2 protein-coding genes are annotated in these 13048 nt (G+C 75.8%); both read right to left on the reverse strand.

From position 1 onward, the window contains the following. Nucleotides 1-9: 9 nt before the first annotated feature. Nucleotides 10-5448 carry a trifunctional serine/threonine-protein kinase/ATP-binding protein/sensor histidine kinase gene (locus WME98_RS45965; RefSeq protein WP_437947961.1) on the reverse strand — a complete coding sequence of 1813 codons (5439 nt, stop codon included), beginning with the start codon at nucleotides 5446-5448 and terminating at the stop codon, nucleotides 10-12. After that, nucleotides 5421-12953, reverse strand: coding sequence for an amino acid adenylation domain-containing protein (locus WME98_RS45970; protein WP_437947962.1), 7533 nt, complete (start codon nucleotides 12951-12953; stop codon nucleotides 5421-5423). Before WME98_RS45970 ends, WME98_RS45965 begins: the two co-directional genes overlap by 28 nt. Nucleotides 12954-13048 lie beyond the last annotated feature (95 nt).

The raw sequence follows: 13048 nt of genomic DNA on the forward strand, positions 1-13048 counted from the left end.
CCGCGCGGATCAGCCGACCGACGGCCCCGGCAGGGGCAGCTTGACGATGAACTCCGCGAACTGGCCCTCCTCGCTCTCCATGCGGAGGGTGCCCCCGTTGGCCTGCACGATCTCGTGGCTGATCGACAACCCGAGGCCCGTGCCCTCGCCTGCCGGCTTGGTCGTGAAGAAGGGCTGGAAGATGCTGTCGCGGATGGCCAGGGGGACGCCGGTGCCGTTGTCGCGGACGCGGATCTCCACATGGTCGCCGAGGTTCTTCGTGCTCAGGGCGATCGACGGAGCGAAGTCGCTGCCGGCCGTCGCCTGCTTGGCGCGCGTCGCATACCAGGCGTTGTTGAGGAGGTTCACGAAGACCCGGCCGATCTCCTGCGGCACGAGCACGACGCGCGGCGTGGACGCGTCGTAGCTCGCCTCGACGGCCACCGGCTCCAGGCCGTCGCGCGAGCGCAGGGCGTGGCAGGCGAGCGCGACGTACTCGGCGAGGAGCGTGTTGATGTCGATCGCCTCCCGCGAGCCGGTGCCCCCGCGGGAGTGCTCCAGCATCGCCCGCACGATGGCGTCGGCGCGCCGGCCGTGCTGGTTGATCTTCGTCGCGATCTGCTGGAGGTCGTCGAGCAGATCCGTCACCCGCTCCGCCGCCGCAGGGTCGCGCCCGGCCACGGCGGTGAGCTGCTCCCGCAGGTCGTCGAGCAGCCCCACCGAGAGCTCAGCGAAGTTGTTCACGAAGTTCAGCGGGTTCTTGATCTCGTGGGCGATGCCGGCGGTCAGCGCGCCGAGGCTGGCGAGCTTCTCCTGCATGAGCAGCTGGTTCCGGGTCTCGACGAGGCGGCTCATCGCCCGCTCCAGCTCGGTGTTCTTGCTCTGCAGCTCCGTGGTCCTCTGCGCCACCTTCTGCTCCAGGGTGTCGTACAGCCAGGCGTTCTCCAGGGAGATCGCCGCCTGGGAGGAGAGGACCTCGAGGACGCGCGTGCGATCCGCGGTGAACGCGCCGGTGGTCAGGTTGTTCTCCAGGTAGAGGATCGCGAGCCGCCGCCGCTGCTTGACGACGGGCGCGCACAGGATCGATTTGATCCGGCGCCTCGCCACGGTGGGATCGGCGTGGAAGCGGGGGTCGTTCGCCGCGTCGTCGAGCACCAGGATCTCGCCGGTGCGCTCGACGTAGCGGACGATGGAGAGCGGGAGGTCCGTGCACCGCTCGACGGGGATGGACCGGAGGGCGGTGACATGCTCGCCGCCGGCGGTGCCCGCCGCCTCCTCCGCGAGCCCGCTCTCGCGGTGGACGAGGAGGTGACCGCGCTCCGCGCCGGCGTTCTCCAGGATGATGCGCATCATGCGCTGGAGCAGGCGCTCCAGCACGATCTCGCTCGATATCGTCTGCACGGCCTTCATCACCGTGGTCGCGTCGAGCGCCGCGCCCGAGGGGCCGCCGTCGACGTGCTCGGCGGTGAGGTGGGGATAGCGCTCCTCCAGCGTCCTCGCCTTGGCCGTGGCGCCCCAGCGGGTGTAGGCGTCGTGGGCGATGACGAGGTAGCCTCGCACGAGGGTACGCCGGCCGCGGTCGAGGTGGAGCTCGGCGGCGCGCTCGGCCGCCAGCGCGAGGTGCTGCAGGAAGCCGTGCTCGCTGGCCGACACGATCGCCTGCTCGTAGAGGTCGATGGCGTCGATCTCCCGGCCCTGCAGGCGCGCGAGCTCGGCCGAGAGGAGCAGGTGCTGGTGCTGGAAGTTCGCCGGGCAGCCCTCGGCCCAGCGCCGCAGCTTGTCCAGCCAGCGCAGCGCCGCCTCCTCGCTCGCGGCGCGCTCGGGGCCGGACAGCCCCTGGGCCACGATCATCGTGGAGAGGGCGGCGTAGAAGGCGAAGATGGTGGGCGCGAGCTGGCCGAAGAGGATCGACTCGATGTCGCCGAGGGCGATGGAGGCGTCGATGACGCGCATCGCCTCCTCGTGGCGGCCGGAGAGGGCGAGGGCCTGCAGCTTGGCGACGTGGTAGTGCTGCAGCGCGAGCACGCTGCACGCCCGCAGATCCGCGATGAAGCGGGCCTCCTCGATGGTCCCGTCGTCGAAGTCGCCCGGGGCGCGCGTCGCGCCCTTCAGGCTGAGCGCCATCTGGCGGTGGGCGAGCACGCTGAGGCGGCTCTCGGCGTCCATGTGCCGCCGGTAGTGGGCGAGCTCGGTGAGCGCCTCATCCATGCTCTCCCCGCGCGCCATCGAGTGCACCGCGAGGAAGAACGCGGCGTACGAGGCGTAGGCCGGGTCGCCCGCGCGCACGCCCATGTCGCAGGCCTCGCGCAGGACGGCGATGCCCACCGGCAGCGGCTCGCCAAAGTGCCCGACGCAGGCGCCGTACCACACGCCCGAGCGGCACCCGGCGCGCGGGTCGCCGAACCTGCGGCTGAGCTCCATGGCCAGCTGGCCGAACGCGCAGCCGGCCCGCGAGTCGTGCATGGCCACCCCGAGCAGCGAGCCGTACGCCGCGTAGGCGGAGCAGGAGGCGCGCGCGTTGCCGTGGCGCAGCGAGAGCACGACCAGCTTGAAGACGGCGACCTGCAGGAGCAGCGGCCCCACGTAGATGGCGTCGATGGAGAGCTCCTCGAGCAGATCCATCACGACCAGCGTCTCGGGGTCGGTGACCTCGGGCAGGTCGATGAGATCCGCGATGGCCCGGCCGGCGAGCAGCGCCTTGAGCTCGCCCGCCTCGGCGGCGGCGATCGCGCCGAGCCGCTCGGCGTCGTCCGGCGACGGCAGATCGACGCCGAGCAGGCGCAGGCCGGAGAGGATCACCTGCACGGCGTCGCCGTAGCGCACCGCGTTCCGGTAGAGCATCGTCCGCAGGACGCAGATGTTGGCCTTCTCCAGCGCCGTGCGGGCGTGGCCGAGCAGGTCCACGAACAGCCGCTCGGCGGCGTCGTGGTTCGCGTCCAGGAACTCGCACTCCGCGCGCAGGAGGTGCAGCGCGTAGACCAGCTCGTAGTCGCGCTCCCAGCTCCCGTCGGTCAGGAGCTGGTCGGCCACGGCCAGGTGCTTGAGCGCGACGCCGTAGGCGGTGGAGGCGCGCGCGCGCCGCCCGGCGAGCAGGTTCAGCTCGGTGAGCTGCCGCCGCTCGGCGGGCGCGTCGATGAGGTCCAGGCAGAGGTTGAGGTGGCCCGCGATGTCGAACACCTGCTCCTCGAGCGCGGCGGGGCTCACGCGCGCGAGCAGGAGTCGGCCGGCCTTGAGGTGCACCGCGCGCCGCTCCTCTTCCGAGATCAGCGTGTAGGCGGCCTGCTGCACCCGGTCGTGCAGGAAGCGGTAGGAGATCTCGATCGGCTCGAGCGCCGCAGGATCGGCGTCGAAGGGGAGGGTCTGCGACGGATCGCCCTGGCCGAGCTTGCTGTGCGGCTGCGAGGCGGTGGACGGCGGGCGCTCCTGGGAGGGAGGGCCGGCGGCGGCCCGCCCGCTCTCGAGCAGGGCGCGGGCCTCGGGGCTGAGGTCGTCCAGGAGCGGGACGATCTGCCCCTCGTTCACCGCCTCCCAGAGATCGGCGGCGATCTCGGCGCGCGAGCGGCCGGTGACCACGGCCAGCGTGCTCAGGTGGAAGAGGTTGCCGATGCAGGCCGCGAGCGTCAGGGTCGCCCGGGTCCGCTCGGGGAGCCTCCGCAGGCGCCGCACCATCAGATCGATCACGTTGTCGGTGCTGCCCTTCTGCCGGCGCACCTCGCCCACGTCGCAGCGGAAGGAGCCGCTCTGCGGGTCGAAGCGGAGCAGCCCCTCCTCGTGCAGGGCGTGCAGGAACTGGATCAGGAAGAAGGGGTTGCCGTGGGTCCGCTCCAGGAGCACCGTGGCGAGCGGCTCGGCCTCGCCGCGGGCGGCGCGGAGCGCGTCGGTGACCAGCGCCACGACGTCGGGCCCGGCGAGCGGCCCCACCGCGATCGAGCTCATCCGCGCGCCCGCCCGCTCGATCTCCTTCATCGCGAGCTGGAGCGGGTGTCCCGCGTCGACCTCGTTGTCGCGGTAGGCGCCCACCACGAGCAGGTGCAGCTCCTCCGGGCCGGTGGTGAGCCGCTGCACGAGCTTCAACGACGCGGAGTCCGCCCACTGCATGTCGTCGAGGAAGACCACGAGCGGGTGCTCCGGCCCGGCGAAGACGCCGACGAAGCGCTCGAAGAGGGAGCTGAAGCGGTTCTGCGCCTCGCTCGGGCCGAGCTCCACGGCGGGCGGCTGCCCGCCGATGATCAACGAGAGCTCCGGGATGACATCGGTGAGCACGCCCCCGTCCTTGCCGAGGGCCTCCAGCAGCCGCTCTCGCCAGCGGGCGAGGCTCTCGGGCGACCCGCCGAGCAGCTGCCGCAAGAGGCCTCGGAAGGCGGCGGTGAGCGCGAAGTAGGGGATGTCGGCCTTGAGCTGCTCGTACTTGCCCTCGATGTACAACCCCCGCCGCCGCACGACGGGCTTGTGCACCTCGCGCACGATGGCGCTCTTGCCGATGCCCGAGTAGCCAGCCACGAGCACGAGCTCGCGCCGGCCGGCGCTCGCGCGCTCGAACGCCTCGACCAGCGCGGCCACCTCGGCCTCGCGACCGTACAGCCGCTGGGGGATCTGGAAGAGATCGGGCCGGTCGCTGGCGCCGAGGTTCAAGTGCTCGACGCGCCCGAGCGTGGCGAGCTGCTCGAGGGCTGCGCGCAGGTCGGCGAGGACGCCGCGGGCGCTCTGGTAGCGCTCCTCCGGGTTCTTGGCGAGCAGCCTCATCACCAGGTCGGAGACGGGCCGCGAGACGGCCGGCACGAGCTCGTGCGGCGGCGTCGGCGTCCGCGCCAGGTGCGCGTGCACCATCTCCATCGGGTCCGAGAGGCGGAAGGGCAGGCGCCCGGTCAGCATCTGGTAGAGCGTGACCCCGAAGGAGTAGTAGTCCGTGCGGTGGTCGATGGGCCGGTTCATCCGGCCCGTCTGCTCCGGCGAGACGTAGGGCAGGAGGCCCTCGATGCGCTCCGGGCTCAGCGCGTTGGGCGCCTCGCGCGGCAGGCGCGTGGCGGTGCTGAAGCCGAGCAGCTCGACCCGCCGCGCCCCCACGTCGACGAGCACGTTGTACGGGTTCACGTCCTTGTGGAGGATGCGGCGCTGGTGCATCTCGCCGACGCGATCCATGAGCCGCTCGGCGATCCAGAGCGCGGTCTCCTGCGGCATGCCCTCGCCGGGGATGATGCGCGCGAGCGGCGCTCCGCCCGGATCCTCGGAGGCCACGACCCCCCCGGGGTGCAGCCGGCTCGGCTCGCGCGCATTGAGGAAGTGCCCCCAGCCGAGCAGGAGCAGCATCCCGTATTCGTGCCGGAGCTTCGCCAGATCCGCGGTGCTGTCGGGACGCCTCGGCGCCCGCAGGATCACGGTGCGACCGTCGGCTTCCCGGCGCGCGCGGGACACGATCGTGTGCGCGCTCGTGTACAGGGTGTCTACGACGTTGTAACCCGGGGTGTGCATGAGCTCCTCTCCTGCGCGCCGGCGGGGGCGCCGCGCCCATCGCCGAGATCCATGGTGTCCCGCCGCTGCGATCCCTCGCCGCCCGGGGGCGCGCTGACCTTGTCGAGGCAGCGCGAGAGCAGCTCGGCGAGCGCCGCGACCGCGGGCTCCTCGAGCATCGACTCGTGGTCGCCCGGGGTCGGGCGCACCTCGACCGGCCAGGCGGAGAGCGGCCCCCACCCGAGATCCGGGTCGCCCACGGCGCGGCGCTCGGCGCGCAGGAGCGCGACGCGGACGGGGCACGGGGGAGGGGCGTAGCGGCCGAGGATCGCGGCGTTGCGCTCGGTGTTGGCGCGGTAGTACGCGAGGGCGTCGCCGAGCTCCCGCACGGTGGTCGTGGCCGGCAGCGCCCCGGCGTCGCGCGCCGCCTCGAGCACGCGGCAGAGCCGCGCCTCCGGATCGAGGCCGCGCAGCGCGGCGGCCTGCAGCGGGGGCGGCGCGGGGTCGCGGCCGGCCTCGCGCGCGCGGCCGCGCCGGAGGAGGTTCGCCGCGAAGCGCAGCGTCCAGGCGACGTCGTCGTGCACGGCGAGGGCCCGCGCGACCATCGACGGCGCGGCGGCGTCGAGCATCACGACCGCCAGCACGCGCTCGCCGGCCGCGAGGAGCCGGCGCGCCAGCTCGAAGGCGAGGATGCCCCCGTTCGAGTAGCCGCCGAGGACGAGCGGGCCCACTGGGCCCGCGCCCAGAGCGGCGCGGCAGGCGTCCACCGCCTGCGCCAGGGTGGGCAGCGGGCCGCTGGCCCCGAACGTGGGCGGCTCGATCGCGAGGAAGGGCCGGTCCGGCGCGATCCGCGCCGCGAGGTGCTGGAAGTGCAGGGACGCGCGGGATCCGGGCGGCGTGAGGCACACGAAGGGCGGCCTCTCGCCGCCTGTCCTCAGGGAGACGAGCTTCGCTTCCCCGAGGGCGGCCGGCTCCGGGCGCTCGCGCCGCAGCCGCCGCGCGATCTCCGCGACGGTGGGCCCCTCGAACACGGCCGCGAGGGGCAGCGCGGCGCCACAACGCCGCTCAAGGCGCTCCACGAGGCGCGCGGCGAGCAGGGAGTGACCGCCGAGCGCGAAGAAATCGTCGTGCACGCCGGCAGGGCGCACGCCGAGCACGTCCTCCCAGACGCGGGCCACCTCGGCCTCGAGCGGGTCGCGGCTCGGCTCCGGCGCGCGCGCGGCGCCCGCATCGCAGGCGAGGGGCCCGCCGGCGGGGACCGGCGCGCGGCGCGCGAGCGCGAGGCGATCCACCTTGCCGGTGGGCGTGAGCGGCAGCGCGTCGAGCAAGGCGAGCGAGGCCGGGATCATCGCCGCCGGCAGCCGCTCTCGGAGCGCGCCGGACAGCGCCGCGGGGTCGGGGCGCGCGCCGCGGCGCGGGACCACGTACGCCGCGAGCCGCACCTCCCCGGGCTCCCCCGTGGCGACCACCGCCGCGTCCTCCACGTCGGCGAGCCCCCGCAGCGCGGCCTCGACCTCGCCGGGCTCGACGCGCACGCCCCGGATCTTGACCTGCGCGTCGCGCCGCCCGGCGTGCTCGAGGCTGCCGTCGGGCATGAGCCGGCCGAGGTCCCCGGTGCGGTAGAGCCGGCGCCCCTCGGCGTCGGTCGCGAAGGCGGCCGCGGTGCGCTCGGGGTCGCGCCAGTAGCCGAGCGCCAGGTGCTGGCTGCGCAGGACGATCTCGCCGACCCCGTACACCGCGACCTGCTCGCGCCCGCCGGAGAGCAGCAGGACCTCGACGCCAGGCACCGGGAAGCCCACCGGCGCCGAGGGCCGCGCGAGGGCCGCGGGGCCCTCGAAGTAGGCCTGCAGCGCGAGCGTGCACTCGGTCGGACCCAGGCCGTTGACCAGCACGCACCCGGGCGGGAAGCTCGCCGAGAGGGCCTCGACGTCGCTGCGCCGGGCCTCCTCGCCGCCCAGCACCACCCGGCGCACGGTCTCGAGGATCTCGGGCGCGGGGAGCGTCTCCAGGATGCGCCGGTAGACGGTCGGCGTGGCGTGCAGCACCGTCACGCGCCGCTCGGCCACCGCCGGGCCCAGCCGCAGCAGCGCCTCGCCGCCGGCCTCGATCGGGCAGAGGGTGGCCCCGGCGAGCAGCGCGCCGAAGAGGTCCATCACCGCCGCGTCGAAGGCGTAGCTCGAGAGCAAGCTGACGCGGTCGTCCGCGTCGAGGAACAGGCCGCTCGCGTAGGTGCGCGCGTGGTGCAGCGCGCCGCGGTGGCTCTGCATCACCCCCTTCGGCCGCCCTGTCGAGCCGGAGGTGTACAGGAGGTAGGCCAGCGCCTCGGGGGCTACCGCCGGCCGGGCGCGCTTCGGTCCCGCGGGCGCCTCGTCGACGTCCACCACCGCGGCGCCGGGGGGCGCGACGCGCGCCGCGCGGGCGAGCCCCCCGGCGTGCGTCAGGATCGCGCCCACCTCGGCGTCGAGCGCGATCGTGGCCAGGCGATCGTCGGGCAGGCGGGGGTCGAGCGGCACGTACGCGCCGCCCGCCTTGAGGGTCCCGAGCACGCCCGCCACCATCTGCTCGTCGTGCTCGAACAGCAGCGCCACGCGCGCCGCGGCCGCCGCGCGCCCGAGCAGCGCCGCCGCTGCGCGCTCGGCCCGCGCGTCCAGCTCGGCGTAAGTGACCTGCTTCGCGCCGGTGTCCACCGCCACGGCCGCCGCGCGCCGCCGCGCCTGGGCCTCGAAGCAGGCCACGAGCGTGTCGCCCTCGCCGCGCAGCTCCACGAAGCGCGGGCCTGGCGCGCCGAGCGCCCGCCGCTCGCGGCGCGCCGCGGTGGGCGGCGACAGGGCGATGGACGAGACCGGAGCGTCCGGCCGCAGCGTCGCCGCCGCCAGCACCTCCGCCACGTGCTCCAGCAGCTGGTCCGCCTGCTCCGGGGCGAACACGGCCGCGTCGTGCGCCGCGGTGAGCGCGACGCCGTCCGGCCGCTCCACCGCGCGCACCGTCAGCGTGTAGGGCGCCGGCAGCTCCGCGGGGACGAGCATCTCCGCTTCCAGCTCCCCCAGCGAGAAGCGCTCGACGTCGGCGTGGACCCAGTTGAAGAAGACCTGGAACAGCGGGTGCCGCCCCGGCTCGCGGCCGGACGAGAGCGCCTGCACCACGCGCTCGAAGGGCAGCGCGCGGTGCGCGTGAGCCCCCAGCACCGCCTCCCGCGCGCGCCCGCAGAGCGCCCGGAAGGTCGGGTCGCCGCGCAGATCCACCCGCAGCGCGGCCGGCTCGACGAACAGGCCGATCAGCCCCTCCACCTCGAGCTGCTCCCGCTGGCCGAAGGGCGCCCCGATCACCACCTCGGAGAGCCGGGCGTGGCGACCCAGCACCACGCCGAGCGCCGCCAGCACGGCCATGAACGGCGTCGCCCCCTCGCCGCGCGCGAGCCGCCGGACCGCATCGACCAGCGGACCGGGCAGCGCGCGCGACCGCCTCGCCGCCCGCCGGGGCCCCGCTCGCGCGCGCGGCGCGCAGAGCGGCAGCTCGAGCTCCGGCGCGCCGGCGAGCTGCTCCCGCCAGTAGGCCAGGTGCGCGTCGGCGGCGCGCGCCGTCAGGCGGCGCCGCTGCCACGCCGCGTGGTCCGCGTACTGGATGGGCAGCGGGCCGAGCGGCGACGGCTGGCCTCGCGCGAGCGCCCCGTAGAGCGCGCAGAGCTCCTCCCGCAGCACGCGCATCGACGCCGCGTCCGCCGCGATGTGGTGCACGCACACGGCGAGCACGTGCTCGTGCGGCCCCATCGGCACGAGCGCCGCTCGCCAGATCGGGCCCCGCTCCAGGTCGAACGGGCGATCGGACCAGGCCGCGAGCCAGCGCCGGACGGCCGCCGCGGGCTCCTCCCCGGGCCCGATCGGCAGCTCGATCGGCTCGAGCAACGCGCGGCGCGCCGGGCCGATCCGCGGCATCGGCTCGCCGTCTGCCGGCGTGAACGTGATCCGCAGCACCTCGTGCCGCTGCTCGATCTCCGCGAGGCTTCGCTCCAGCGCCTCGCGGTCGAGCCGGCCCCGCAGCCGCGCCGCCTGCGCGATGCGGAGCGAGGTGTCCGACGGGTCGATCCGGTGCAGGAGCCACAGCCGCCGCTGCGCGAACGAGGCCGGCGGCGGCCCGTCCCGGAGCGCCGGCCGCAGCGCGGGCGCCGGCTCCGCCCCGGGCGCCGCGCGCGCCGCCTCGACGCGCGCGGCGAGGGCCTCGACCGTGGGCGCCTCGAAGAGCGCTTTCAGGGTGAGCTCCACCCCGAGCGCGTCCCGCACCCGCGCGAGGAGCCGCGCGGCCAGCAGCGAGTGCCCCCCCGCCTCGAAGAAGCTCGCCCGCCGCCCGGCCGGGGCCGCGCCGAGCACGTGCGCCCACAACGCGCACACGACGTCCTCCACCGGTGTGCGCGGCGCCTCGTCCGCCGCCGGCGGCTCCGGGCGGGGCGGCGGCAGCGCGCGCAGATCCACCTTGCCGTTGGGCGTCAGCGGCAGCGCGGCGAGCGCCGTGATCGCGCCGGGCACCATCGGCTCCGGCAGCCGCGCCCGCAAGAACCCGCGCAGCTCCGGCGCGCCAGGCGCCTCGCCCGTGCCCACGACGTACGCCCGCAGCTCCGCCTCGCCTCCGTGGCCCTCGGCCAGCACCACGGTCGCCTCCCGCACCGCTGGGTGCTGCCGCAGCGCGGCCTCGACCTCGCCAGGCTCGACGCGCACGCCCCGGAGCTTCAGCTGGCGGTCGGCGCGCCCGGCGATCTCCACCTGGCCGTCCGGGAGGAAGCGGCCGAGATCCCCGGTGCGGTAGAGGCGGTCGCCGGGATCGGCGGAGAAGGGGCTTGGCAGGAAGCGCTCGCGCGTCGCCTCGGCGTCGCCCGCGTAGCCGCGCGCGAGGTGCGGGGTGCGCACGTAGATCTCGCCGAGCTCACCCACGCCGGCGAGGCGGCGGTCGGGCGTGAGGACCAGCAGCTGCGCGCCGTCGATGCCCCGGCCGAGCGGCACGCGCTCGCGCGCGAGCGCCTCGCAGCCCTCGGGCAGCGCGATCCAGCCCATCGCCTGCGGCGTCTCGGTGGCACCGTAGAAGCTCACGAAGGCGGCGCCCGTCGCCGCGGCGCGCGCCGCGGCGACGTCGCGCGGGAAGAGCGCCTCGCCGCCGAAGCAGACGCGGCGCAGCGCCGGCAGCGGCGCCTCGAGCAGGCGCCCGACGGCCGGGGTGAGGTGGACGGCGGTGACGGCCGCGCGGCGCAGCCACGCCGAGAGGCCGGGCGGCGCCGCGGCCTCGCCGTCCGGTACGCAGAGCGCGGCGCCGAGCGACAGCGGGGTGAAGACGTCGCGCAGCAACGGATCGTGCGCGAGGCCGGAGAGCAGCGCGAAGCGGTCGTCCGGCCCGAGGCCGGAGGCGCGCGCGTGCCAGGCGACGAAGTGCGCGAGCGGGCCGTGGGCGCCCTCGACGCCGCGCGGCGCGCCGGTGGTGCCCGAGGTGAAGGCCACGTAGGCGAGATCGCCGGCGCCGATCTCGACGCCGGGGTCGTCCGGGGGCAGCGCGCGCCACGGCCCCTCCGCATCCGCGCCGCCCGGCGGGAGCCGGATCACCGCGGACCCGCAACCGGCCTCGGCGAGGGCGGCTGCGAGCTCGGGCGGCAGCGGGCCCGCCTGTTCGAGGTGGAGGCAGGCCCGCGGCGCGGCGATGCGCAGGCACGCCGCGAGCCGCGCTTGCGGGTAGGCCGCGTCGAGCACCACGAACGCTGCGCCTGCCCTGGCCACGCCGAGCAGCGCCCACACCAACGCCGCGCTGCGCTGCGCGTACACCGCGACCCGATCGCCCCGCCTCACGCCGCGCGCGGCGAGCAGGCGCGCGAGCTGGCTGGAGCGGGCGCCGAGCGCGCCGTACGTCCAGCGCTCGCCCGGCGCCTCCACCGCCACCCGCGCCGGATCGCGGCGCGCATGATCCGCGAAGCGGAGGTGCACCGGCGGCCCGGACGTGGCGCGGATCGGCGCCGCCGGGTCGGGCAGGCGCCGCGCTGCCTCGGGCGTGACCAGCGAGAACTGGCTGGCGCGCCGCTCCGGATCCTCCAGCGCCTGGGCGAGCAGGGCGGCGATCTGCGCGAGCAGCTCCCGCGCGCGCTCCTCCGAGAACAGGTCGGCGGCGCAGGCCAGCTCGAGGCGCAGGCGCTCGCCGCGCGGCCGCGCGTAGAGCGTGAGATCGAAGCGCGCCCCCGGCATGCGCTCCTCGAGCTCGGCCTCGACGCCCGGCAGGGAGAGGCGGGCCTCCTCGAAGCCGATCCAGTTGAGCATCACCTGGAAGAGCGGCCCGCGTTGGCGCCGGTCCGCCGCGAGCTCGGCCGCGATGCGGGCGAGCGGGACCCGGTCGTGCGCGAAGGCCTCCAGCGCCGCCGCCGAGGCCCGGCGCGCGAGCGCGCGGAACGAGGGATCGTCGGAGAGATCGGCGCGCACCACGGGCGTGTCCACGAACAGACCGATGAGCGGATCGAGCTCGGGCGTGCCGCGGCCTGCGCTCGGCGCGCCCACGGCGACGTCGGCCTGCCCGCAGAGCCGCGCGAGCAGGATCTGCAGGGCCGCGAGCAGCGTGGCGAACGGGGTGACGCCCTCGGCGCGGCTCCACGCGGAGAGCGCCTGCGCGATCTCGGGCGGCACCTCGCGCCCGACACGCCGGCCGCGGTAGCTCGGGGCGGCGGGGCGCGGGCGATCGGCGGGCAGCGGCAGCGGGCCGAGATCCCGCAGCTGGGCGCGCCAGAAGGCGAGATCGGCGTCGACCTCCGGGCCGGAGCGGGCGCGCTGCCAGGCGGCGTAATCGGCGTACCTGACGGGGAGGGGCGCGAGCTCCGGCCGGAGGCCCGCGGCGAGGGCAGGGTAGCTGGCCTCGATCTCGCGGGCGAGCACGCGCGTCGACCAGGCGTCGAAGGCGATGTGGTGCGCGACGAAGAGCAGGCGATGCCGCTCCTCGGCGAGCCGGAGCAGGACGGCGCGCGCGAGCGGGCCGCGGGCGAGGTCGAAGCGCTGCTCGGCCTCCTCGTCCGCGACGGCGCCGGCTCGCTCGGCGGCGTCCCGCGCGCCGCGCAGGTCGAGGTAGCGCACCGGGAGGGCCGAGCGCTCCGGGGGAGCGACGATCTGCGAGCACGCGCCGTCCACCTCGGCGAAGGTGGTCCGGAGCGGCTCGTGGCGGAGGCCGATGAGCTCGATGGATCGGGCGAGGGCGCCTGGATCGAGCGGGCCGGCGAGGTGGATCGTGAGCGCGATGTTGTACGCGGCGCAGCTCGGCGCGAGGCGCTCGAAGAGGTAGAGGCTCTCCTGGGCCCACGAGGCCAGGAGGGGGCCGTGGGCCGGCGCCGGCGGGATGGCGCGGGCGCTGCGGCGGGCGCGCTGCAGGGCGAGCAGCTCCGGTTTGTGGCGAGCCACGAGGTCCCGGAGCGCGGGCGTGATCACGCCCGCGGGGGCGCGAAGCCGGAGCTGGTCTCCATCGGTCGATAGCTCGACGCCGCGTCGTGCCAAAACCGCAAGGAGCTCGGAGGCGTCCACCGTAACCCATCCTACTCCGGGTGGCAGTCGTCCGGTGGTGGGATCGCGAGCGCGCGCCGCTTTCCGTCGGTCTCCGTCAGTCTCCGTCGGTCTCC

This window comes from Sorangium sp. So ce296 (assembly GCF_051529605.1).
GTDB classification, from domain to species: Bacteria; Myxococcota_A; Polyangia; order Polyangiales; family Polyangiaceae; genus Sorangium; species Sorangium cellulosum_D.